Annotated in this window: 21 protein-coding genes and 1 pseudogene; 11 read left to right on the plus strand and 11 right to left on the minus strand. The window is 62.9% G+C overall.

Annotated features, from left to right (window positions below):
- Nucleotides 1–3: 3 nt before the first annotated feature.
- Nucleotides 4–651 (plus strand): TetR/AcrR family transcriptional regulator, encoded by a 648-nt coding sequence (locus I2456_RS16605; protein ID WP_068027116.1) that lies wholly within the window; start codon nt 4–6, stop codon nt 649–651.
- Between the two features lie 7 nt (nt 652–658).
- On the opposite strand, the gene I2456_RS16610 is transcribed toward I2456_RS16605, so the two are convergent.
- Together I2456_RS16610 and I2456_RS16615 are read right to left on the minus strand one after the other, a co-directional pair.
- Nucleotides 659–1,048, minus strand: coding sequence for a VOC family protein (locus I2456_RS16610; protein ID WP_085075202.1), 390 nt, complete (start codon nt 1,046–1,048; stop codon nt 659–661).
- The gene (locus tag I2456_RS16615; protein WP_068021991.1) at nt 1,045–1,374 is read right to left on the minus strand and encodes an ArsR/SmtB family transcription factor; all 330 of its coding nucleotides are present in this window, start codon (nt 1,372–1,374) and stop codon (nt 1,045–1,047) included. The genes I2456_RS16610 and I2456_RS16615 overlap by 4 nt, the downstream gene beginning before the upstream one ends.
- A 112-nt stretch (nt 1,375–1,486) precedes the next feature.
- Here I2456_RS16615 and I2456_RS16620 point away from each other — a divergent pair, with 112 nt between their 5' ends.
- On the plus strand, nt 1,487–2,368 hold the full coding sequence (locus I2456_RS16620) for a TIGR03854 family LLM class F420-dependent oxidoreductase (RefSeq protein ID WP_085075201.1): 882 nt from the start codon (nt 1,487–1,489) through the stop codon (nt 2,366–2,368).
- Nucleotides 2,369–2,386: 18 nt separating this feature from the next.
- Here the strand turns inward: I2456_RS16620 and I2456_RS16625 are convergent, their stop codons facing one another.
- The 6 genes and pseudogenes from I2456_RS16625 to I2456_RS16650 form a co-directional block, all read right to left on the minus strand.
- Nucleotides 2,387–3,631: a glycosyltransferase gene (locus I2456_RS16625; RefSeq protein ID WP_085075200.1), complete on the minus strand. Its 1,245-nt coding sequence runs from the start codon at nt 3,629–3,631 to the stop codon at nt 2,387–2,389.
- A 230-nt stretch (nt 3,632–3,861) separates the two neighbouring features.
- Nucleotides 3,862–4,387 (minus strand): annotated as a pseudogene (locus I2456_RS16630) (MTB12 family secreted protein).
- 114 nt (nt 4,388–4,501) lie between these two features.
- The gene (locus I2456_RS16635; protein ID WP_085075199.1) at nt 4,502–5,332 is read right to left on the minus strand and encodes an LLM class F420-dependent oxidoreductase; all 831 of its coding nucleotides are present in this window, start codon (nt 5,330–5,332) and stop codon (nt 4,502–4,504) included.
- A gap of 88 nt (nt 5,333–5,420) precedes the next feature.
- Complete coding sequence (locus I2456_RS16640) at nt 5,421–6,575, minus strand: zinc-binding dehydrogenase (RefSeq protein ID WP_085075198.1); 1,155 nt, start codon at nt 6,573–6,575, stop codon at nt 5,421–5,423.
- Between the two features lie 120 nt (nt 6,576–6,695).
- Nucleotides 6,696–8,516 (minus strand): DUF6311 domain-containing protein, encoded by a 1,821-nt coding sequence (locus tag I2456_RS16645; RefSeq protein WP_139823289.1) that lies wholly within the window; start codon nt 8,514–8,516, stop codon nt 6,696–6,698.
- 90 nt (nt 8,517–8,606) lie between these two features.
- Complete coding sequence (locus I2456_RS16650) at nt 8,607–9,212, minus strand: TetR/AcrR family transcriptional regulator (protein ID WP_068021772.1); 606 nt, start codon at nt 9,210–9,212, stop codon at nt 8,607–8,609.
- Nucleotides 9,213–9,379: 167 nt separating this feature from the next.
- Between I2456_RS16650 and I2456_RS16655 the strand changes: the two genes are divergently transcribed.
- The 5 genes from I2456_RS16655 (at nt 9,380) to I2456_RS16675 (ending at nt 15,419) form a co-directional block, all read left to right on the plus strand.
- A complete protein-coding gene (locus tag I2456_RS16655) occupies nt 9,380–10,555 on the plus strand; it encodes a spirocyclase AveC family protein (RefSeq protein WP_085075196.1) in 1,176 nt (391 codons plus the stop codon).
- 1 nt (nt 10,556) lies between these two features.
- Nucleotides 10,557–11,375 (plus strand): CbbQ/NirQ/NorQ/GpvN family protein, encoded by an 819-nt coding sequence (locus tag I2456_RS16660; protein WP_085075195.1) that lies wholly within the window; start codon nt 10,557–10,559, stop codon nt 11,373–11,375.
- On the plus strand, nt 11,372–13,060 hold the full coding sequence (locus I2456_RS16665; protein WP_085075194.1) for a nitric oxide reductase activation protein NorD: 1,689 nt from the start codon (nt 11,372–11,374) through the stop codon (nt 13,058–13,060). The genes I2456_RS16660 and I2456_RS16665 overlap by 4 nt, the downstream gene beginning before the upstream one ends.
- Nucleotides 13,061–13,063: 3 nt before the next feature.
- A complete protein-coding gene (locus I2456_RS16670) occupies nt 13,064–14,041 on the plus strand; it encodes an NAD-dependent epimerase/dehydratase family protein (protein WP_085075193.1) in 978 nt (325 codons plus the stop codon).
- Nucleotides 14,042–14,153: 112 nt separating this feature from the next.
- A complete protein-coding gene (locus tag I2456_RS16675; protein WP_085075192.1) occupies nt 14,154–15,419 on the plus strand; it encodes a glycosyltransferase family protein in 1,266 nt (421 codons plus the stop codon).
- 11 nt (nt 15,420–15,430) lie between these two features.
- Here the strand turns inward: I2456_RS16675 and I2456_RS16680 are convergent, their stop codons facing one another.
- Complete coding sequence (locus tag I2456_RS16680) at nt 15,431–16,075, minus strand: nucleoside/nucleotide kinase family protein (protein WP_085075191.1); 645 nt, start codon at nt 16,073–16,075, stop codon at nt 15,431–15,433.
- Between the two features lie 134 nt (nt 16,076–16,209).
- Between I2456_RS16680 and I2456_RS16685 the strand changes: the two genes are divergently transcribed.
- The gene (locus tag I2456_RS16685; RefSeq protein ID WP_139823288.1) at nt 16,210–17,574 is read left to right on the plus strand and encodes a DUF2029 domain-containing protein; all 1,365 of its coding nucleotides are present in this window, start codon (nt 16,210–16,212) and stop codon (nt 17,572–17,574) included.
- A 49-nt stretch (nt 17,575–17,623) separates the two neighbouring features.
- Nucleotides 17,624–18,553 (plus strand): DUF389 domain-containing protein, encoded by a 930-nt coding sequence (locus I2456_RS16690; RefSeq protein ID WP_085075189.1) that lies wholly within the window; start codon nt 17,624–17,626, stop codon nt 18,551–18,553.
- Between the two features lie 1,223 nt (nt 18,554–19,776).
- Here the strand turns inward: I2456_RS16690 and I2456_RS16695 are convergent.
- A complete protein-coding gene (locus tag I2456_RS16695; protein WP_085075188.1) occupies nt 19,777–20,643 on the minus strand; it encodes a TPM domain-containing protein in 867 nt (288 codons plus the stop codon).
- 61 nt (nt 20,644–20,704) lie between these two features.
- On the opposite strand from I2456_RS16695, the gene I2456_RS16700 reads away from it, so the two are divergent.
- On the plus strand, nt 20,705–21,193 hold the full coding sequence (locus I2456_RS16700; protein WP_085075187.1) for a glutathione peroxidase: 489 nt from the start codon (nt 20,705–20,707) through the stop codon (nt 21,191–21,193).
- An 84-nt stretch (nt 21,194–21,277) separates the two neighbouring features.
- A complete protein-coding gene (locus tag I2456_RS16705) occupies nt 21,278–23,230 on the plus strand; it encodes an aconitate hydratase (RefSeq protein WP_085075186.1) in 1,953 nt (650 codons plus the stop codon).
- Between the two features lie 219 nt (nt 23,231–23,449).
- On the opposite strand, the gene I2456_RS16710 is transcribed toward I2456_RS16705, so the two are convergent.
- Complete coding sequence (locus I2456_RS16710) at nt 23,450–24,406, minus strand: NAD(P)H-dependent flavin oxidoreductase (RefSeq protein WP_205880176.1); 957 nt, start codon at nt 24,404–24,406, stop codon at nt 23,450–23,452.
- Nucleotides 24,407–24,415: the final 9 nt, after the last annotated feature.

The raw sequence follows: 24,415 nt of genomic DNA on the forward strand, positions 1-24,415 counted from the left end.
CGGGTGACCACGACCGGCCCCGTCCGCTCTACCCGCGGTCGACGCTCCACGCGTCCATCCGGTGACGACCGCGAACTCGCGATTCTCACGACCGCCGAGCGCTTGCTCGAGGAGCGGTCTTATGCCGACATTTCGGTCGATGATCTGGCCAAAGGCGCGGGATTGTCCCGCCCGACGTTTTATTTCTATTTTGCGTCGAAGGACGCGGTGCTGACCGCACTGATAGACCGGGTGATCGGCGAGGCAGACCGGAGCGCCGACGCTGCACTGGGGGGTCGAGACGACGCCGGCGTGGACCCCGCCGGGGTGTGGCGTTCCATCAGTGCACTGTTCGCGACGTTCGGAGCGCACCGGGCGGTCACCCTCGCCGGTGCCACCGCGCGTGCCAGCGTGCCCGAGATCGCCGCCCGATGGTCGACGTTCATGGAGAAGTGGATCGACTACACCACCGAGTCGATCGAGTCCGAGCGCGCCCGGGGGGCGGCGCCGAACACCGTTCCCGCGCGTGACTTGGCCATCTCACTGAACCTGATGAACGAACGCACGATGTTCGCCGCATTCGCCGACGAACCGTCTGCGGTGCCCGCCGACCGGACCGTCGACACCCTCGCACACATCTGGGTCAGCAGCATCTATGGCGCCGGACACTGACCAAGTGTCATCCGGTCTGCTGGACTAGCTGGATGAGATTGCCGCAGGTGTCGTCGAGCACAGCGACAACCACCTGACCCAGATCCGTTGGCTGCTGGCTGAACTCCACGCCTAGCGCTCTGAGGCGCTCGAACTCGGCATGCACGTCGTCGACCGCGAAAGCGGTGAACGGGATGCCGTCGGAAACCAGAGCCTCCTTGAATGGCTTCGCCGCTGGGTGTTCGTCGGGTTCCAGGACAAGTTCGGTGCCATCGGGAGCTTGTGGGGAGACAACAGTGATCCACCGATGCCTACCCATGGGAACGTCGAATTTCTTCTGAAAGCCGAGTTTGTCCGTATAGAACTGCAGCGCTTTGTCCTGATCGTCCACCAAGACGCTGGTCAAAGTGATTTTCATGATGATCCTTCCCGTGCACCGGCCTCCGCGCCTGCCGCGCATCCGGTGTCGTTTCCGGTCTTCTTCAGCCACCGCCGAACGATTGGTTCGAGCGGCGCGGTGTTGATGTAGTGCAACTTGTACCGACCCTCGCGACGGGTCTCGACCAGGCCGGCACCCTCGAGTACGTCGAGGTGTTGAGAGATCGCCTGCCGTGACGAACCAAGCCCATGCTTGGTGGTGAGCCGGGCACATATCTCGAACAGCGTCTGGCCATTTCGATCGGTCAGCTCGTCAAGCACGGCACGGCGAGTGGGATCGGCCAAGGCCTTGAAGACGTCGCCCACGCAGCGAACGATATGCAAGTGTCTACTTGCCTGTCAACGCAAGCGCGGTGAATAGCGGGCACAAATTGCGACCGTGCGGTGTTGCGCTACGCACTCGACACAGGGAGATCAGGTGAAGATTCGCTTCCGAGTCGGGTTGGGCGCTGAGATGGCTCCCGGTCAACTCGGCGGCATTGTCGACCATTTGGAAAGCAGCGGGGTGGACTCACTGTGGTTCTCCGAGCTGGTCTACTCCCCCGCGGTGGATCCGATGGTCGGAATGGCCTATGCGTTGAGCCGGACGAGCCGATTGAAGGTAGGCACCTCGGTGGCGGTACTCCCCGGCCGCCATCCGGTGCTGGTCGCCAAGCAGTTGGCGTCGTTGGCGGCCGTCGCACCCAAACGAGTGCTTCCCGTCTTCGGACTGCGTTCGGCCATCCCGGCCGAGCGTGAGGTGTTCGTCGTGCCGAACGGAGAGCGTGCGGCAGTCTTCGATGAGTCCCTGCGCATACTGCGCTCCGCGCTGGTCGACGACGCGGCCAGCTACCAAGGCAAGTATTTCTCGGTCACCGCGGTGTCGGTCGCACCGAAACTCCAAGCACCGCTGGATATCTGGTTAGGCGGATCCGCTCCGGCGGCGTTTGCCCGCATCGGCCGTCTAGGTGACGGCTGGCTCGGGAGTTTTCTGACTCCCAGCGAGGCTGGGGCAGGGCGCAAGGCGATCGAGCAGGCCGCGGCCCAAGCCGGCCGGGTTATCGAACCCGACCATTACGGCATTTCCTTGGCGGTCGCCGACGGAGGATTGCCGGCCGAAATGATCGCAGCGGTTCGTCGTCGTCGTCCAGATGTCGATCCCGGCGAGTTGGTTGCCGCCAGCTGGGATCAGTTGCACCGTCAGCTCGATGGATATCTCGAGGCCGGATTGTCGAAATTCGTCATACGGTCCGCTGGTGGTGTGCCGCTGAACCGATTCATCGATCGGTTCGTGTCCGAGTTGATTCCTCGGCAGAACTGAATCCCGTTGGTGCGTCGATCAAGCGGGCACCGGGTCAACCAGGCTGTGATAGATGTCGATGATCTTGTCGGTCTGAAGGGACTGCCGGGCAGTGTCTCGGTGTGTGGTGACGATGTCGGTCATATGCCGCAATTTGTTGCGGTCCCCGACGAGCTCACGGATGGAAGCGGCCAGTGCCTCCGGTGAAGGGTCGGCGCTGAGCAAACCACCGCCGTCTGGGACCGTTTCGCTCAAGGCGGGGTCGCAGTAGATGGTGGGAAGTGACATGGCGGCCGCTTCCAGCAGCACCAGACCCTGGGTGTCGAAGTCATAGGACGTGAACAGCAACGCGCCGCTTGTTCTCATGGCGACAAGGCATTGTTCTCGATCGACCCTGCCCCGCAGGCGAACTCGTTGAGAAAGTCCGGCAGATTCGATGAGCTTACGGATGGATGCATCCAGATGACCGTCGCCGTAGATGTCGAGCGTGCAGTGATCAACTTGGGCGACAGCTTCGACCGCGGCAAGAACTCGCTTCTCCGACGACAGGCGTCCACACCAGATCAGCCGGAGCGGCTCGTCGTCGGCCGGCCTGACCACGTCGACTGCCGCGGCTCGGTCGATGACGTCATCGTCAACGCCGTTGGAAATCGCAGAGATTGGCCGGCTCACGCCTCGGCGAGCCAACGACTCCGCGAAGTGTCGCGTCGGTGTGATCTCGTGGTCGACAGCTTGCGCATGCGCGACCATCAGACGCCACGCCAGCCGGGAGGCGGCACCTTCCTTCACGGGTAACAGGTTGAAATCCCGTGACAGGTGCCGTTTCTGCATCTGGGCGAACAACAGTGCCAGCACAAGCGGGGTAGCAGTGGCTTGCTCGAAGTACACGTCGAAACGGGTGTGCTTGGTCTGCACAACCGGAATACCGTGCCGACGAGCGGCTTCCACACCCGCGATGGCGACCCCTAGATCGCCATGGGTGTGCACGAGATCGATCGGCTCGCCGGTGTTGAAGGCGTCGTCGATGATTGCGCGGTTCCTCTTGGACGGCCAGACGAACATGAAGTCGTCATGCCTGCCCAGTTTTCGCATGAGGGGGGCCACCACCGGCACCGGCTTCAGCTCCACGACGCACGGGTCTGGATCCACCGCCTTGGGCAGCGGCGCGGTGAACACGGTGACCCGGTGGCCGCGCAGCTCGAGGGCGCGGCGCTGAGTGGCTACCGATACCTGGGTGCCGCCGAGGCTGTCGGGGTGAAGATCGGTGAAGAGTGCGACATGCATCCAGAACCTCTCGGTAAGTCGGTGAAGTTGCGCGTTAGCAAGTGATCGACGACTACGACCCCTGCCCATCTGCCCCAGCGCAGGTACTCAAGTAGACGTGGCATCCATGCTACGGGGAGTCGACCGCGAGCACGCACTCACCGGCCTCTCGCCTGCGCGAGCAGACACAGAATCGCACTAAGTCGCTGGTCGCGGTGCGATTCTGTGTCTGCTCGCGCGGGGAGGCGGACTTACTGCCCCGAGACCGCCTGCACCAACGCCGACTCCGAATCGGCCGAGAGCATCCAGTTCCCGTTCTGATTGACGAAGGTGAGGTTCTTGGTGATCGGTGCGGGGATCTTCGGACCGGAGACGGCGACGTCGGCGCTAGCCCGGTTCGGACCGGCGGGCTGAAATGTTGGAGACGTTGAACGACAGCGGGAGTTCGCCGTTGCGGTACGCCTTCCTGAGCTCGTGGTCGACGACATGGCCCTCACCAGAACCGATGCCGCCTTCAACCAGCCCTTCTTTGGTCCTATACGACACCCCAGGATCGGCGAGGTTGTTGAGAAGGCCAGTCAACTGGTCAGCCGTCGGCAGACCTGGCGCCGGGGCGGGTGGCGGAGGCGGGTCCTGCGGCAGCGGCGCGCCGACCGCGGCCAACGCGACCTCAGAAGCGCTGACCGGCGAGATACCCGATACACCAGATGCCAGTCCGGCGGCACCGATCACGGCCAGCGCTGCCGCGTCAAGGGCGATGAATTTCAAGGATTTCACGGATCCCCCTGTGGTGCGCATCGACGTGTGTCGGCTCAAACTAAGCCGTCTCTGCGAGGCATGGACGACGCGACACCTGTGAAAAAGCTGCCGGCTTCCTGGGACGTGCCTGGGTCAGCCGCGATACTGCGCTACCCGGGCCGCGTACTCGTCGAGGAGCCGCAACGAGTCGTCCCGCGATTTGGTCGGCAACAGCAGCGCCAGGTGGCCGAACCCCAATTCCTCGGCCGCGCGCCAGTAATCGAGATCATTGGGCGTGCCGAACATCGACAGTGGCACCTCGTGGCCGGCGGCATCGCGTAATTGGTTGACGCGTTGGGTCAGCTGCTCTAGTGGTAACGGATTGGATATCCAGCCAGCGTCATGGCGGACCACACGCTTCACCGTGGCGTCAGAATTGCCACCGATGAAGATCGGCGGATGAGGTTGACGCACCGGCTTGGGCCGACTGTAGGCCGGAGGGAAATCTACGTACTTGCCGTGGTACTCGGCGGGTTCGGTTGTCCACAGCGCCTTGATGGCCTCGATGCGTTCGTCCAGCAGCGCACCACGTGTCTTTGGGTCGGTGCCGTGGTCACGTAGCTCCTCGATGTTCCAGCCGGCGCCCACCCCGAGGACGAACCGCCCACCGGAAATCAGGTCGATGCTCGCGGCTTCCTTGGCCGTGATGATCGGGTCACGCTGGATGAGCAGCGCAATACCGGTGACCAACTCGATGCTTGACGTCACCGCAGCCGCTGCGGCCAGCGTGACGAAAGGATCCAGGGTCCGGTAATAGATCTTCGGCAGGTCGCCACCGAGTGGATACGGGGATTCGCGGCTCGCTGGAATGTGGGTGTGTTCGGCGACGACCAACGACTCCAATCCACGCTCTTCGATAGCCTGTGCCAGCGACACGGTATCGATGGTGTCGTCGTTGACGAACGTGGCAATCCCGAACTTCATCCCGCTACCCCTTGTCTATCGCCTCAGCATCACCAGACATCCCGGCCTCACGGATTATTCCCTCGTCGGGAGTCACGCTGCGGCAGAGTCAGATTGGCTCAGCAAGTCCGTGCGGCGTGACCAGGAACTTCTCCCCGGTAGCTCGCTTGACGTAGGCCAGGAACGCATCTGGTTGCAGCATGCCGGCCAAAGACACCTCTCTGGTGTACCGACTGGCGAACGTCGTGGTGAGCTCGGCGGCTACCCGCGCACGCAACCGAGTGATGGTCTCGGCTCCTGCGCTCTTGAGGAATGGGGTGAGCAACCACCCTCCGACGCCCCAGGCCATCCCGAAGTTCCGGTTAAGCACAGTGGGTCCCGTGTCGAGTGCACCGTAGATGTACACCTGCTTGTGGACGCTTGACCCGTAGCGCGAGTACTCCGACGCGGCCGAGTTGGCGGCTTCTTCCATGCCGTTGAGAATCTGGCTCGCCAACGTGCCCCCGCCTGTGGCGTCGAAAGCCAGCGTCGCGGACGTGGCCTTCAGCGCCTCGACCAGGTCTGCCGCGAAGGACGGCGACGTGGAGTTGCAGACATATTCTGCCCCAAGGGATTTCAGCAGCTCTTCTTGGTCGCTTTTGCGGACGATGTTCACCAAAGGTATGCCGTCAACCCGGCACAGCTTGACGAGCATCTGACCGAGGTTCGACGCCGCGGCGGTGTGCACCAGGGCAGAATGACCTTCACGCCGCATGGTCTCGGTCATGCCGAGTGCGGTCAGCGGATTGACGAACGACGACGCCCCATCCTTTGCGGTGGCACCCTCCGGGAGTACCAGACAGGCAGCGGCGTCGACCACCCGGTATTGCGCATACATAGCGCCCGCTGCAATCGCGACCTTTTTGCCGACGAGCGCCTGAGCCGCCGACGACGACCCAGCGGCCACAACAGTCCCCGCGCCCTCATTACCGACCGGAAGCGATTTGTCTAGTCGCGCCGATAGAGCTTTCAACGCGTCTTTGCCCAGTGGGGCGGTGACCACGGGCCGCTCCGGCGGGCCAGCGACCGTCGCAGTCGTCATATTCGCTCCGGCAATGAGGAGGCCCAAGTCCGACGGGTTGATCGGCGAGGCTTCCACGCGCACCAGCACTTCGTTGGCGCCGGGGGCGGGAACAGGCACCTCGTGCAGCGAAAGTTCCAGCACGCCTTCAGACGTCACCAATGAACGTAGCTCGAGTGCGGAATCAGGCAAGTCTGCGGTCATGGCGGTCTCTCGTTCTTGTTTTGGAAGGGTGCTCAGACCATAGGAACTCCCAATCCGGTCCGAATCTTCCCCTTCAAATCTCGAAGTCAATCGAGCGCATACCGAAGTGATGGTCTGGGCTTACTCCCCCGGTGCCGCAACGACGCCCCGGACGTTCACATTTCGCCAGATCGCGATTTCGTCGACTCGCTCGGGCTCCCGGCCGAACAGGTCGGTGAAGAAGGCGAGCATTGCCGGCCATCCCTGCATCGGCCCGACTATCACGTGGCGCACGTCGGCGTCCCGCAGGTTGGCGGTGACCTGTGCGCGAGTCTCTCCGCGCGCCAGGATCGGCGTCTCATCGTCTTGAATGGCCAGCATGATCATGGCGAGCCGCGTCAGCGGCGGTCCGGATATCGTTCGGCCGTCGGGCTGAGGCATATACGCGTAGGCTTCCGGCATTCGCAGCCCATAGTCGGTTTCCGCGGCCCACAACATCGGTGCGGCCTGAGCGCCGGTAATGAAATACGGTGCTACAAGGACTGTTTCGTCCGATCCGATGTTGTGGGCGGCCCAGGTCCGGAAAAAGGCCGGCGTGTAAGACGGCTGCCGGTGCAGGGGCGCGGGAAGGATCAGGACGAGGGCGGCCACCACAACAGCCAGCCGCTGCGCCGCCGGTCGTAGGGCCAGGTGAGTCGCCTGCCCGATCACAATCGCGACGATCACGGCAACCGCCAACCAGACGAACAGCGTAAACCGACCGGGCAGAAGGTGTTTGAGCAGCGGCAGCTTCGTGAAGGGCAACCACGGCAGCGGAATATGAACAGCCTTGTTGCCGATGTGCAGCCACGGCCCGAGCGAGAGCACGAGCAGCACAGCTCCGGTGACGCTGGCGACGCGGACGCGTAGGTCGTTCCATTGGCGGACAGCCACGAAAAGAAGCAGGACGAGAAGCGGCAGGCCCAGGTATCCGGTCGCCTCGTGATAGAGGCCGCTGAATCGGTGGGCCACCCGTGTCGCTGCCTCCGGGGCGAGTAGCTGATAACGCGTCGGCAGAACAAGATTCAACAGGTCCGTCGAGAATGTCTCGGAATCCTGCACCTGTCCGCTGATGCGCTGCGGTCCGAAGAACTGGACGGCGAGGGGCCACGCGGTCAACAGGAGGAACGTCGCCATGGCGACCGCCAGCGCGGGGACAAGCCTGGCCACTCCCTCGCGCCAGCGCGCTCGGACCCGCCCGTCTCGGCGTGCCAGCGCCATAAAGCAGACCAACACCACGGCTGCCACGCCGGTGGTGGCGAGCACTTCCTCGGTAATCAGAAGCTGTGCGGCGCATAAGATCCCGAGCGCGATACCCGATCGCCACGGCGGATGACGCCGAGTCACCAAGAGCTCGTCGATGACGAGCAGTATCAACGGCGGTACCCAGGCGGTGGCCAGGTTGAGGTGCAGTGCCGCGTGGGAGGCGACGTATGGCGAGAAGGCGTAGACCGCTCCCCCGACGATCGGGCCGAGCCCATCACCCGTCCAGCGTCGGATTACCAGCCACGCCGTAAATCCGCTGAGGGCGATGCCGCAGATCATCAAGACGTTGAATCCAAAGATCCGTCCGCCGATCTGCGCCGGAAGCCAGCCGATTAGCCCGAGCAGTGTCATCGGGGTGTTCCACATCAGGTTCACGCCCGCCGGCGCGCCGATCTGGGTTGTGAAGAACGGGTCCAGGCCATGGTCGAGCGCATGCGGGGTCCAGCCGAGGTACCAGATCGTCTGCTGTTGGTCGCGGCAGTTCCCGGCCCAACCGGACCTCGGGTTGCTCCAAGCTCCGATCGTCAGCACGACCGCCCCGAGCAGATAGAGGAAAAAGGCGGTGATGCCCCCGCGGCCACCGCTGGTCCACCGGCGGAGCCTGGGGAGCGCTAGGCTCGCGCGCGGCGTCTCCTCCTCGACCGGCCGTGCTAGCACTGTCCCTCCTTCACGAGAGGCGGCCGCGGCATATTCGGTCACAACGACACCCCGGCGGCGGTTCGAGCGCCGCTGGGCCGGCAGCCTTCGCTAGTCAGGCATTTTGATGACCGACATGTACATTTCCAAAATCGGCGAATAGAGATCCACGTCGTCGAGCTGGCTGACCAGCTCCACCGAGTCAGTGGTAGCGACAAGTATGTGGGCGAAGGTCAAGGGCGGGATCAGCAGAGCTCCACCGAGCCGGTCGATGCCCTCGACGATGAACTTGGCCAGGGCCTCGACTACCTCGGACCGCTTCGCGGCGACTCGTTCCCGCGCGTCGGGGTTCCGAAGCAGGTACAGGGTGAACTCGTGTCCCAGTGCGGCGTGCTCGGCACCGCGGTCACGGCCCAACTGGCGCCAGCGCTCGGCGATGTTCTCGAGTTCGCGCGCCCCGATCTGTGTCGAGGTCGACATCACCTCGGCGAAATTGTCGAAATAGCTTCGCCAGTATCGGTCGCTCACTGCCAGGAACAGGTCTTCCTTGGTGGCGAAGTGCTTGTAGATGGCACCTTTGGTATAGCCCGCCGCGTGCGCGATGTCGTCGAGAGACGCTGCCATGAAGCCTTTTTCGGCAAACACCTCTTCAGCGGCATCCAAGAGCAGCGACCGGGTGTGCTCGAGGCGCCGCTCTCGAGTCCATCGCTCGACCATGCCTGTGATTGTGCCACAGGATCTCAGATATTGCTTGGTCATTGAGATACTCATTGGTATATTACTGAGCATTGGGCCGTCGCGAGGGCACCTGGGGGTCGAGCTACTGACGCCGGGCACTCGGCGAAAAGCGTTGCGCCATCGATTGATTAGGAGAGCACAAGGTCATGAGCGGACCGTTGAACACAAAGAACGGCGGCTCGACCGTCACCGAGTCGCTCAGCACGACGGCTTCGCTGGGTGCGCAGGTTCAGCCGAAATCCACGTCGATCCGCCGGTGGGCTTGTGTTGGCGGTGCAATCCTGGCGTTCCAGTTGTACGTGTGGATCCGCTGGATCACCGGCCCGAATTTCGAGCGGGTGCCTCCGGGTCCGAGCGATCCGCCGACATTCATGAAGGTCATCCTGTTCACGTGGACGGCCGTGATCATCGTCGGTCTTCCTATCAGCCTGTATTTCTTCATCGTCAGGCCTTGGCGACGAGAGCGACGAATCACGCTGGACGGCATGCTCCTGGTGGCTTGCGGACTGCTGTTCTTTCAAGACCCGCTCTTGAACTACTTCAACACCTGGAGCACTTACAACACGTGGATGTGGAACCGCGGCTCCTGGGTACAAGACATTCCGGGCTGGGTCTCGTTCGGGGAACCGGGCCGCATGATGGCCGAACCGATCTTGATGAATGCGCCTGGGTATTCCTTCGGAGTTCTCCTGTGCACGATCCTTGGCTGTTGGGTCATGCGTAAGGCGAAGTCGCGGTGGCCGAACATCAGCAACGTCGGCTTGATCGGCGTTCTGATTGGGTGGACTTTCATCTTCGATTTCGTCATCGAGGGCTTGTTCCTGATGCCAATGGGGCTGTTCACCTACCCCGGCGCCATCAAGTCTCTGTCGATCAATGCCGGCACCTACTACCAATGGCCGCTCTACGAAGGACTCATGTGGGGAGGCGTGCAGGCAGGTCTGTGCGCGCTGCGCTACTTCACCGACGATCGCGGCCGGACATTCGTCGAACGAGGACTAGAACGTGTCCAAGGCGGGTTCGTGCGGCAGCAGTTCACGCGCTTCCTGGCGATCTTCGCGGCGTGCAGCATGTTCTTTTTCGTCTTCTACAACATTCCCGCGCAGTGGCTCGCCTTGCACGCCGAGTCCTGGCCCAACGACATCCTGAAGCGTTCCTACTTCCTGATGGGCATCTGCGGTGAAGGGACGAACCGGCTCTGTCCCGACCCAGCCCTACCCATCCCGGGCAAGAAGTCGGGTTACATCGACCCCGGTGGCCACGTTGTCTTCCCACCGGGCGTACAGCTTCCGGCCATCGTTCCGTTGGAGCGAGGTAAGTGAGGTGCTGAACACCCAACGCGCCCCTGTCCTCACTGCCCCAAAGGCGCCGTTTTACAAGGCGATTGGCGATGAGGTGGAGGTGTTTCAGGCGGCAGCCCGCCGTGGTCTGCCCGTGCTGTTGAAGGGCCCCACCGGATGCGGAAAAACCCGCTTCGTGGAGGCCATGGCCCACGAACTCGGCCGGGATCTGATCACCGTGGCGGGCCATGAGGACATGACCTCGGCCGATCTGGTGGGCCGCTTCCTTCTCAAGGGCGGAGAAACGGTCTGGGTGGACGGCCCGTTGACCCGCGCCGTGCGCGAGGGCGCGATCTTCTATCTGGACGAGGTAGTGGAAGCGCGTCAGGACACCACCGTAGTCATCCACCCGCTAGCTGATCATCGCCGTGCACTACCGGTCGATCGTCTCGGCACCACGTTGCCGGCCGCGCCCGGATTCCAGCTGGTGATCTCCTATAACCCCGGATACCAGAGCGTCCTGAAAAATCTGAAGGAGTCGACCAGACAACGTTTCATCGCCATCGAGCTCGACTTCCCACCAATGGAGATCGAGACGGAAATTGTTGCGCACGAAGCCGGAATCGACTCACGCACAGCGCATGTCTTGGTGAGACTGGGAAACGCCATCCGGCACTTGGACGGGTCCCCGTTGCGGGAAGTGTCCTCCACTCGCCTGCTGATCCTCGCCGGCGGTCTCGTCGCCGAGGGGCTCGGCCTGCGCAGTGCCGTCCAGTCGGCCATCGTCCAAACCCTTACTGACGATAGGGATGTCGTGCGCGCACTCGGTGAACTCGTCGACGCCGTGCTGCCCCGGACGTGACCTCGCCAAGCCAACAGGGGGTCAACCAGTTTCGGCTCCTCGCCACCTACCTTGCCGGCAGGTCGGTCGAGGTTGCGGAGACTGGTGAGGCCGCACACACCAACGGACAGGTCATATTCGTTTCAGCCGGCCGTCCTGAGGCGGAGCAACGCCGCGAGCTGCTGGTCCAGAGCGCTCTACTCGGTGCGGGAAGTCTGGACCAGCGATTGGTCAAAGCGTTGCGTGCGCGGCCTGCGCTGGCGCGCCGCTATTTGGCGGTGGAAGGTTGCCGCGTCCTCGCCACGCTCGCCGCAGAGGTTCCCCTCGTGGCCACGCTCAGGCCAGACGGGGATCCAAGCACAACCACCGCCGACGAGTCCTTGGAAGTGGCCAAAAGCCGTACGGCAGTGGCTGATGCGCCCGAGTGGTTCGGTGTCATCAAACCGTCCCGGCTGCTTTCGTCTGCTGTCGGCACCGGCGGGCAGCCGACCAACAAAGAGCTACGACTGCAATTCGATCCCATCGACATAGCCGAAGGTGAGAACGACGGCGACCAAGAGCAGTCCGGCGGCAGCAAGATCCTGAAGCTGTTCGAGAATCCGCTCTTCAGCTCCCAGGCGCTCTCGGACCACTTCCGCAAGCTGTTCGGTAGCTCCCGCACCCCAGGAGACGGCGCTGCCGGTGCAGAGATGCAGGTTCGCGCTGTGCGTCGCGCGGGCGCGGGCGGACCAAACGCCCGGCCCCTTCCCACGCGCATCCAGTTCAGCGACGACGGCAGACCCGGTGCTGCCATAGGCGTAGGTGGCGCCCTGTATCCGGAATGGGATGTGCACAAGAACCGGTATCGGCCGCAGTGGTGCCGGGTCATCGACTTCCCGTTGACGGCAGGCGGTGACATCGCAGCGGCCTCCGTTCCCCATGACGACGTGCTGCGGCGCCGCTTGTCCCGGGTCGGGCTGGGTCCAAGGATGTTGCGCGGGCGGCCCGATGGCGACGAACTCGACGTCGAGGCGCTCATCGACCTGTTCGTCGATCTGCGCTCGGGTTACTCGCCACCAGAACACGTCTACCTGGAACGCCGCAAGCTTGCGCGCAATCTCGGTGTCTTGATTCTGCTCGACGCGTCGGGCTCGGCCACTGACACGGATCCCGATGGGCTTGCCGTCCATGACCACCAGCGCCGGGCCGCGGCCACACTGGCCGTCACGCTCGAAGAGCTCGGCGACCGCGTCGCGGTCTACGCATTTCGGTCACATGGGCGCCACGCCGTCCAGCTACCGGCAATCAAGACGTTCGACCAACGTTTCGGCGCCGTCGGTCGGGCCCGCCTCAATCAGCTCCAACCGTCGAACTACACGCGACTCGGCGCTGCCGTGCGTGGAGCAGGCGAAATCCTCAAGACCGAGGCGGGCACACCGAATCGCCTGCTGGTCGTTCTCTCGGATGGCTTTCCCTACGACGACGGTTACGAAGGCAGGTATGCCGAAGCCGACGCGCGCAAGGCTCTTGAAGAGCTCCGCACGGACGGTGTTGCCTGCCTTGGTCTTTCGATCGGCGCCGCGACTGAAGCCGACACCCTGGAACGGGTCTTCGGCTCCGCCAGTTATGCCAGCGCTGCCACCCTGGCCGACCTGAGCCCGCAGATAGACGAGTTGTTTCTTTCTGCCTTCAAGGAACTCGCGGCGCCCAAAGCATCGAGAGGATGACGCATGAAGGTGTTGTTGACAGGGGCGCTGGGCAACATCGGCCTCGCCACATTGGAGGCGTTGCTCGACGAAGGCCACGACGTCGTGGCGTTCGACCTCGAATCACGCAGGGCCCGCAAACTCGCGTCGGGGTTCGACCATCGAGTCGACTTCGTGTGGGGCGACATCACCCGGCCCGAAACACTCCGTAACGCGCTGCAAGGCGTGGAGGCCGTGATCCACCTGGCGGGCATCATCCCGCCTGCCACGGACCGCGTGCCCGAGCTCGCCCGAAAGGTGAACGTGGTCGCCACGCGCAACCTGATCGCCCAGATGGAGGCTTCAGCGACGGCAAAACGGCTGATCTTCGCATCGTCACAGGGCATTTTCGGCGACGTACAAGATCGCGAGCCGCCACTTCGTGCTGACACGCCTGTATCTCCCACCGACGAATACGGGCGCCACAAGGTCGAGTGCGAGCAGGCGATCCGCGAGTCGGGGCTTCGCTGGAGCATTCTGCGGCTTTCGGCGGTGACGCCGATTCACTTGCAGGCACAGGACCCCAGCATCATGTTCGAGTTCAGCCCCGACGCGCGATTCGAGTTCCTCCATCCCGCCGACGCCGGGACGGCGTTCGCGCGCGCCGTCGCTTGTGCGGAGTCGATCGGAAAGACCCTGTACATCGCCGGGGGCGCACACTGTCGCATGACCTACCACGACTTCATCAACGCTTTGATGAAGGCCATCGGAATAGGCCCGCTTCCCGTCGACGCTTTCGTGCGGACCAGGCCGCCCCGCTTCTTCGGCGACTGGGTGGACACCGAGGAGAGCCAGCGCCTCCTTCAGTACCAACGGCGAGGACTCAATGAGCAACTCGAAGACATGAAGAAAGATTTCGGGATGCTGGTGCCGTTGATCCGCCTGGTGCGGCCGCTGGCGCGGTGGTTTGTGACCCGCAGCTCTGCGTATGTGAAGGAGAACCGGAGGGCCATGGCGACCTAGACGTCGCCGCCCGAACCGGCAGGTTCGAGGTGCAAGTCCTCGCTCAAGTGGGTAAGGAATACACCGGTACGACGGCGCTCGGTGCGTCGCTGCTGACGGCTGAGGAGGGTGGGTGCCGACAGAGGTACAAGAAGAGTCTCGCGGCGTCGACCAGTTATCGCGCAAGTCCGAGCAGCAGGACTGGTCGCGGAATGACGAGCTTAAAGCGCGGCGTTTCTCGATCGAGCTCAGGATCAAAGCGCTCCTGAGCTCTGATGCGGCGATCGCATTAGCCATTGCCTTGGCATGGCAAGGGCTGATGACGATTCTTGGCACCACACTCTTGCCGGATGGGTCGGGCGGTTTAGGCCACACCATTCTGTGGGATGCCCAGTGGTACTTGAATATCGTCAGGGAGCGCTACCTCTTCAATCCGGCGTCGCCCGCGTTCTATCCGCTGTTTCCACTCATTGTCGGAACGCTTTCGGCGGTAACCTTTCACAGCATTCCGTACGCCCACCTCGGCTTTTTGGTGAACACCGCATCGCTCGCGTTCGCGATCGCCGCGCTGCTGCGAATCTCTCGGAACTTTGGGATTCAGCACTTCCGCCACGTCACCGTAGCATTATTCTTAGCAGCGCCGGCCGCCATTTTCATGCACCTCTTCTACACCGAGGCTGTGTTCGTTGCGCTGGGGTTCTGGGCATACGCCTTCGCCTTGCAGCGCCGGTGGGTGCTCATGGGCATCACCCTTGCTTTTCTCACGGCGACGCGTCTACCTGCGGTGCTCTTCGTCGGATTGTGCGGCCTGGAATATCTTCGCGCTCACAGTTGGAGCCTAAAGAAGGCTTTCAATCGGAACGCGGCGGCGCTCTTGCTAGCCCCGGTGGGGTTCATGCTCTATGGAGTCTATTTGTTGGCTGCGCGTGGCGATTTCTTTGCGATGTTCAGCGCCTACAAGTCGACGCGAGCCTGGGGGTATCTCTCCTTTGAGCCGAACTTTGTCTACTCGATTTTCCGATGCGCGCTCGAAACGGTCCGGGCCGTTGTTGGTCTGCGGCGTTTTGATAATGACATCACAGTGAACTATGCGATACCGCTGCTGTGTATTGCGCTGCTACTCGCAAGTTCCATTTATTTGATCTGGGTCTATCGCGGCAAAGGCGTACCGCTAGGAATTTTCGGACTGTGCGCTATTGTGTTTTTTACCATCAACAATAGTTTCGTCGCGGTTCATCGGTACTCACTGCCCTGTCTGGGCATTTATATCGCGTTGGGGCTGATCTACGCTCACTACCGGAAGCGCAGATTACTCGTCTTAGGCAGCGGACTGGCGATGCTCGCCGCTCAGGCGGTAATCATCCATCTGCTGTTCGTAACCAAGGATTTCGCCGGATAGCTTTCCGACGGTCACACCGTCGAGACCACACCCACGCCTTTTGTTCTCGAGTTTTTTACGACCAGGTCGTAGTTCGCTTTATCGGATCGATCCACCCACTCGGACGCTGCGGCGGGGGGTTTCCCGGTGGCAATGTGTCTTCCGATGAGGCGCTGGCGGCAGACGTCCCACTCGATGTCGAGGAACCATGGTTGGTCTATGTACGACGAGACTTCTTGCCAGGCGCCCGATCCAAGCAGGAGGTAGTTGCCTTCGAGCACAACAATATTCGTTTCCGGAGTTATCGCGATGCTGGCCGCGATGGACTCATGCACAACTCTGCTGTAGTCCGGTACATAGACCGTCTTCGAGCTGGGTGTCCGGATGCGCGCCAGGGTAGCGATGAATCCGTCTACATCGAACGTTTCAGGTGCGCCTTTGATGGCAGCAATGCCCTTTTTCTCCAGTTGCACATTCGACAGATGAAAGCCATCCATCGGCATGACCACCGCAAAATATTGTCCACGAGCATTTATCTCGTCAACAACAACGCTTGCCAACGTTGACTTTCCCGATCCCGGCGGCCCAGCCAACCCGACAATCATTCGCGCATGAGCGTGGCTTCCGATATGCACCATGAGCGCAGACATGATCGCGCTGGCCGCGTTCGTGGTCACATTACTTACTCTAGGTGGGCTTTCGGCGAGGCTTCCGGAATCACTTCCGGTCGGCACGGTGAGGCGGCGGCGGGCCGGACGCGGGCTAGTATTGCCCGAACAAAACGTCGGCGGAAGTGCACGGAGGGGTCGCCGTGCCGAAAGCACAGCAATCCGCCTCGGGCGGTAACGGTGGCCGCCAGCCACTCCTCATGTGTGTCGTTGCGCTGGTCTTGACTGCTGTCAGCCTCGCCCACAAACTCTCCTGCACGGCGCTGCAGACCGGTCCGGACGGTGTACCGGTGCCGTGGCTGACCAGGGTGAGCCGGACCGGGTGCTACTCGGACACCGTCACGCTGTTCGGAAACCGCAACTTGGCAGCACACGTGTTCCCGTACGTTCACAGCTGGTACACCACGGACCCGCCCGCCTTACATGGCGGTGCGATCGAGTACCCGACGCTGACCGGGCTATGGGCGTGGGCGACAGCGTTGCCGACTTCAAGCGTGCAGGGGTTCCTGGTGGCGACGGCGATCTCGTTCGTGCCCGCTGTTGTCGTCACGACGTTGTGCCTCGAGCGAATCTCGGGCCGACGCGCATGGATCTGGGCGGGCACTCCTCCGCTGGCGCTCTACGGTCTGTACAACTGGGACGTCCTGCCGGCTGCTGCCACCGCGGTGGGACTTGCTGTGGGGCTCAGCTTTCCGCGTGGCTGGTCGCCGACGAGGCGGGCGGTAGTGGCCGGTGCCGCGTTCGGCGTGGGCGGCGCGCTGAAGCTCTATCCCCTGGCCTTCGTGGCCCCACTGGCCCTGGCCATCCTGCTCGATCGGAATCAGGCCGACACCAAGGCGCGACGGCGCGGCGCATGCGGTGCGGTCGGTGCGGCTGCGGCGGTTTTGGTTGTCGCCAACGTTCCGTTCGTGGTTGCGAATCGGGCGGGCTGGCTGTCGGTGTTCCGGTTCCAGGCCGAACGGCCGATCGATGTCACCACGTTGTCCATTTGGTGGAACGGGGCGAGGCGGCTGCTCGGGCCGGATTCCAGTGGCCAGCATCTCCTTGATGTCGCGGCGGCCCTGAGCACCGCGATCGGCGTCCTGGCTGTTCTGGCAGCGGGCACCGTTATCGGCCTCCGAACGGGCGCGGTGCCGTGGGTCCAGACAGCGGCTGGCATGCTGTGCGCCTACCTGTTGCTCAACAAGGTGCACTCACTTCAGTACGTGATCTGGCTGCTGCCATTTTTCGCCGCCGTCCGGATAAGGACCGTCTGGGTCGTCGCGTACCTGCTCGCCGATCTCGCGGCATTCATCGGCTGGCATCGAACTAATTACTATCACTCCCTTGGCAACCCGAGGTTCACGTGGGCCGACCTAGCGCTCAACTGTGGCGTTTGGGGACGCGCGGTCCTACTCGCCGTACTTGTTGTGGTGTTCCTCCGCTCCCGAACGGTGGTGCCAGTGCAGCCGGTTACCCAGACCGCGCCGGAGCCGGCCCGCGCCGAAGCGATGGACGTAGCGAACTGACCGGCCGGATTCCACCTGGGCAACGGGTGCCGCCGCTAATGTCCGGTGAATGCTTCATTTGCGCGTTATCGCACCCTCCGAGTCGAGCGAGTCGGTCTTGGAAGTCCTTCACCGCGAGGCGGGAGTCACTCATATCGTCGTGCACCGCGAAGCCGCCCTCGAACCGCAGGGCGATGAGATCACCGCCGACATCGCGCGAGAAAGCGCGAACGACGTCATCGAAGAACTCAAAGCACTCGGGCTCAAGCGGCATGGGGCGATCACGCTCGATGTGGTCGACACCGTGGTCTCCACGGCGGCATATCGCGCCGAGGAGCAAGCCGAAGGCGATCCTGCCGACGCGGTCGTCTGGGACGAATTGGCCGAGCGAACCCGAGAAGAGTCCACGCTGAATTTCACCTACCTGACGTTTCTGACCCTGGCCTGTCTCATCGCGGCGGTCGGCGTCGTGACCGATTCGCCGGTCACGGTCGTCGGCGCAATGGTGGTGGGGCCGGAGTTCGGGCCGCTTGCCGCGCTGGCGGTCGCAATCGTGCGGCGCCGCGGCTACCTCGCCCGTCGGGCGGCGCTGGCGTTGCTGGTCGGTTTTCCGTTGGCGATGTCGGTCACGGCGATTGGCGTGCTAGCCGGTGAGGGCGTCGGCTGGATCACGCTCGGGACCACCCGACAGCTGCAACAGGTGGACTTCATCTTCAAGGTCGGCCCGCTGTCGTTCGTCGTGGCACTGTTCGCCGGTGCGGCCGGCATGCTCTCGCTGATCTCCGCGAAATCGGCCGCGCTGGTCGGGGTGTTCATCTCGGTGACCACGGTGCCGGCCGCCGGGTTCGCGGTGGTCGCCGCCACCGTGGGTGACTGGCAGGTCGCCGAGCAGTCCGCGGCGCAACTGGGGGTGAACCTGACGGGAATCGTCTTGGCTGGGGTGCTTGTGCTTTCGGTGCATCTGCGAACCAGTTCGCGGCGTCGGGTCGCCACAGGATGACCGTGACGGCTGATGGCCCGCCTCCGGTCCCGTTAGCTCCGGCAACCTGAACCGAGGGCCGTCGTATGCCTCGACGTCTGCGTCTCTCGACAGGCGCAAACTCCGATTAGTTGCCATAATGAGCCACCAACTATCAAAGGAGTGGTTGATGATCGGAGCAGGGTCGGGATCTGTGAAGTCACGGCCGGGCGTCACGGGCTGTCCGAAGCGGTTGATCTGGGTCGCCGCGGTAATCGCCGGAGTCGCAATGCCTTTCGGCGCCGGGGCCGCCCATACGCTCGCCGATAATCCGACTTCGCATACCGCAACGCCGGAAGATCCTTGCCTGTTGAACCACACCTGCGGAGAAGAGACTCCTGGCGCCGTAGAGGAGTTGGAAGCGTATTGCAACGACATGAAAGCCAGAGGCATCTTCTGGATACCGGAGTGCGGCCGGTTCAATTAGCGGCGCGCGTGGCGGGCGGGCATAACGCGCTTTGGCGTTAGACCAGAAATCGAGCCCATCGTAGATTTCGACTGTGCCGTCAAGTGTTGAGAGCCTCTTGCGAGCTGCCCAACTTGATTGGGCGGGAGTGGTTCCATGGCGCAGCAAGGTGCCACTCGACGGACCTGGCGTCTACGTTGTGTCCTTGGCTGAACCGCCCGATGCCGTTGTGACACAGCCAATTTGTCCGATATCGACTACAGCGGTGCAGGAGTTGCTCGATGCCCGTCCCGAGCTTTTGCTTGATGGTCAACGACCCCGCCGCGACCAGCTCGCCGCACGCATTGCGTCGATGTGGTTGCCAGACTAGACGATCCTGTACGTCGGGTTAGCAGGGACGTCGGTCGCTCAGCGCGTGCGGCAGTACTACAACACGCCGCTTGGTGCTCGTAAGCCGCACGCCGGAGGCTGGCCGCTGAAGACCCTGGAGAACCTCGACGAGCTGTGCGTGCACTACGCGGCCTGCGTATCAGTCGACGTCGCCGAACGGACGATGCTCGAGGCCTTTCTAGTTGGCGTTTCCCCTTCGGCGCGGGCAGCCGTTTGTGACCCCGAACTGCCGCTGCCGTTCGCGAACTTGACGGTCCCGCGCGGTGCTCGAAAACGGCACGGCATCACCGGCGCGCGGGAGGCAAGAGCACCTCGATCGCGTCTCACCCACCACGGGTGTTAGGCGTCGACCGGCCGATGCCAGCGTCGAGCTGTATTGAATGGTTCGTCGCGCCGGATTGCACCTGAGTCATTTCTTGCGGTGAGCGGCAAGCACATCAGCATTTGCCAGCGTCTGCGCCTCGGCGGCTAGGGTCGATGCCGCGTTGGCATGGGAGATTGCTTCTGCGGCGTTGCTTGCTTCCTTATCGTGCGCGGCCGCCAAGTGCCGTTTCGCTTCTTCGAGTCGTTTTTTAGCCTCTGCGCCGACATCCTTGCCATGCCTGGTCACATAGTTGGAGATTTGGTGCAGCCGAGCGTCCGCCGTGGACATTGCCCGGTCGAGCGGGAGATCGCTACCTACGATGTTCACGTCATTACGACCTGGCGCGTCGCCTCGGCGGCGGCGCGCGAGAACGAGCAGTATGCCGATCGCCAGCAGTAGTACGGCGACGATGGCGGCGATCGCGATCGGCAGCCAACTCCGTGTTGACTTGCTTGCCGGATTGTCCAAAGCATCAGCCGCAGCAATAGCTGCGCCACTCCAGTCTTTTGCGGTCAGGGCTGGTTCAACGTGATTGCGTTGCAGCGTGTTCAGCTCATCCGCTGTGAGACCCTTCGGCAGGGTGAACGTGTACGCCTTGGTGTCCGTCGCCACCGCCAGCAGCGCGTCGTGGTCGCCCATTCCACTGGCGCTGCGGGTTTGGTTGGCCCAGTTCTCAGGTTTGAACCGGGAGAAGTTGTCGACGTAGGCGATCCACAGTTGAATGTGCCGATCACGGCTGAGTCTGTCGATCGCCGAGGTGACCGTCGCTCGTTGGGACTCTGTCAGGACCTGATTACTGTCGGTGATGTGGTCGGTGAGCTTCAACGGCGGTTGTGCGGCGGCCGGAAGAGCCAGCAGCAAAGCCGTTGCCAAAGTCGTCAGAAGCACACCGAGCTGGCGAACGATCCGCATAGCGCAATCTACCGCGGCGCACCGGCACCTGCAGAGGCCAAGCAGTGTTAGCGTCAAGACCGTGACCCTCAAAGACATCCCCCTGACCACACTCGATGGCAAATCCGCCACTTTGGCCCAATTGTCGCGCGGCGCAACGCTTGTCGTGAACGTCGCTAGCAAGTGCGGACTCACCCCGCAATACGCGGCACTGGAGAAGCTTTCGAAGGACTATGCCGACCGGGGCCTGACGGTCGTCGGCGTCCCGTGCAATCAATTCATGGGTCAGGAACCCGGCACGGCCGAAGAGATCCAGACCTTCTGCTCCACAACCTACGGGGTGACGTTCCCCTTGCTCGCGAAGGCGGACGTCAACGGAGAGAACCGCCATCCGCTTTACGCCGAGCTCACCAAGGCCGTCGACTCTGACGGGAAGGCCGGTGACATCCAGTGGAACTTTGAGAAATTTCTGGTGACACCCGACGGCGAGGTGGTCAATCGGTTTCGACCGAGGACGGAACCGGATGCGCCGGAGGTTATTGATGCGATCGAGGCGGTGTTGCCGCGGTAAGCGGCAGTACTAATCGAGGCGGTCGGCGGGTATCCCCTCTTCCAGCACATGGTCGGACCCGTCGCTGTCAGGAGGAGGCCAGGGATGTCCATGAACCTCACATACAAGCTGATCGATTCCCACCTCGAATCCGGCGACATGAGGCCCGGGGAAGAGATCGCGATCCATATCGACCAGACGTTGACACAGGACGCGACCGGCACGCTGGTAATGCAGGAACTCGAAGCGCTCGGACTCGATCACGCACAAACCGACGTCAGCGTGCAGTACGTCGACCACAATCTGCTGCAGGGTGATGAAAAGAACGCCGAGGATCACGAATACCTGCGCACCGCGGCGCAACGCTTCGGCCTGTGGTTCTCCAAGCCAGGCAACGGCGTCTCGCATCCGACGCACATGCAACGGTTCGGTGTCCCCGGGAAGACCATGGTGGGATCCGACTCGCACACGCCAGCCGCGGGTTCGCTGGGCATGCTGGCGATTGGTGTCGGTGGCCTGGAAGTAGCGCTGGCCATTACCGGGCGGCCGCTACACATCCGGATGCCGGAGGTATGGGGCGTCAGACTGGAAGGCGAACTGCCGGAGTGGTGCTCGGCCAAAGACGTAATCCTCGAGATGTTGCGCCGCCACGACGTGAAAGGCGGGGTGAATCGAATTATCGAGTATTACGGTCCCGGCTTGGCGAGCCTGACAGCGATGGACCGACACGTGATCGCCAACATGGGAGCGGAACTCGGCGCGACGACGACGGTGTTCCCCAGCGACGACGCGGTTCGACAGTTCTTGCGCGCGGAAGGACGCGAGGACGACTGGGTGGAGTTGCTCGCCGACGACGACGCCGCCTACGACGTCGAGGAAACAATCGACCTGTCGAAGATCGAGCCGCTGATCGCCAAGCCGTCCTCGCCGGGCAACGTGGTGCCGGTAAGGGAAGTGGCCGGCGAGGAGATCGCGCAAGCGGTGATCGGGTCGAGCGCCAACCCAGGTCTGCGCGACTTCGCGATCGCGGCGGCGATGGTGGCCAACCGGCAGACCGCTCCGCAGGTCAGCTTCGACATCAACCCGACGTCGCGGGAGATCTTGGCCGACCTGACGAAGATGGGCGCGACGCTGGATCTCGTGATGGGCGGTGCGCGCATCCACCAAGCGGGATGCATGGGCTGCATTGGCATGGGTCAGGCCCCGGCGGTGGGGCGCAACTCGCTGCGCACGATGCCGCGCAACTTCCCCGGCCGATCCGGCACCAAGGAAGACGCGGTGTGGTTGTGCTCGCCAGAAACCGCTGCCGCTTCGGCGTTGACGGGTGTGATCACTGATCCGCGGGACTGGGCCCGTGATGTCGGTATGGAATATCCGAAACTTGCCTTGCCCGAAACGCATTCGGTTAACACCGCCATGCTGGTGCCTCCGCTTGAACCCGAGGAAGCACAGAAGGTGGAACCGGTGAAGGGGCCCAACATATCCAGCCTGCCGGAGTTGTCCCCGCTGCCCGAGGAGCTGGAGGCACCGGTGCTGCTCAAACTCGGCGACAACATCTCCACCGACGAGATCTCCCCCGCCGGTGTACAAGCACTGCCGTTTCGGTCCAACATTCCGAAGCTGGCGATGTTCAGCTTCACTCGGGTCGACGACTCCTATCCGGAGCGTGCGCAGGAAGCCGAGGACAGCGGGCACATCATCGTGGCCGGCGACAATTACGGTCAAGGCTCGTCTCGCGAGCACGCCGCGATCGCTCCGCGGTACCTAGGGTTGCGGGTGGTTATCGCCAAGTCGTTCGCACGGATTCACTGGCAAAACCTGGCTAACTACGGGATTCTGGCGCTCGAGTTCGAGGATCCGGGTGATTACGACTCGGTCGATCAGGACGACAGACTTCACATCCAGCATTTGGATCAGCTGGGAGATTCGGGCACACTGCAGGTCGACAACGTCACCAAAGACTCCTCTTTCACTGTGCGGCATCGGCTTTCGCCGAGGCAGGTCAAGGACGTGTTGGCCGGTGGGTTGATTCCGCGCCTTGCGGGGGAAGATCGCTAACGGGTCCGTTGCGCTAGGTACGTCGGCGCGGAAGTTCGCGAGGGCGACGGCCGCTGACACAATCGCTATTCACGGGCCGACCTTTTCTATGGTGTTGTTGGAATGCATTATTGGTTTCTGCAGGGCAGCCTCGGTTACACCGATTCATAACGTCTTTCGGGTCGACTGTCCGGCACTGCAGATTGGTCGTCATCGCGGCCTACTGCTGGCACATTGACGCTACGGCGTGAGCAACCTAACGAGCTCGCCGGCCGGACGAATGTCATTGATTCTGCCAACATTTTCGCCTGCATAGAGCGGACGGCTGTCGACCAACTCGGCGGGTTGGTCGTCGGCGGGCGGTTGGGCGATCGCATACGGTAGCCAGGGAGGCAATTGCGCTCGGACAGCGCGATTCTGGGCCGCCGCCGGCATCGAGTTGGCGAGGCGAGACGTTATCCGGTTACCGAGGCGAAGCCAGTGCGGGCCCCGAGCGTCGCTGCCTAGCCAGCGGCGAGTCGCAGCGTTGGGAATCACCCGGTGGGGCGCATCGGGCCAGCCCAGCCCGAAAAGTTCGGTCAGCACCGTCTCACTGGCTTCAAGGCAGCGCTTCTTGTACTCCGGGTGCGCCCGACACTCTTCGCTGAGCAGGAAGCGAGTGCCGACCACGACGGCGGTGGCACCGGCTTCCAATGCCTCCCGCACGCCATGGACATCCACGATTCCCCCGGCGACCAAGACCGGAATGGTCACCGCTTTGCGGACCTGTTCGAGCAACTCTAGGGCCGGAGTCGTCCCGCGGACATGGCCGCCGGCCTCAACCCCCTGCGCGATCACACCGTCTGCACCGGCAGCAGCCGCTGCTTTCGCCTCGTCGACCGACCCGCACTGATGAATCCAGGTGTTGGCAGCAAGCCGGCGAGGGGCACCCCAAAACGTCACGACCACGTCAGCAGCAGCGGCCGCTTCCACATCGCCACGACGCACAAACGGTAACAACAGATTCACCGCGATCGGGCGTCCGGTGAGCCTTCGTGCGGCCGCGACCTCGTCAGCAATCGGGGCGCGAGCGCCGGCGATCGTTCCGAGACCGCCCGCCTCCGAAACGGCCGCCGCGAGTTCGTGACCCGCCACGGTGCCCATGCCGGCCTGAACGACCGGCACGTCTAGGCGGCGTAGATCAAAGATGGCAGGCACTGACTACAG

It is taken from the genome of Mycobacterium kubicae, assembly GCF_015689175.1.
GTDB lineage: Bacteria > Actinomycetota > Actinomycetes > Mycobacteriales > Mycobacteriaceae > Mycobacterium > Mycobacterium kubicae.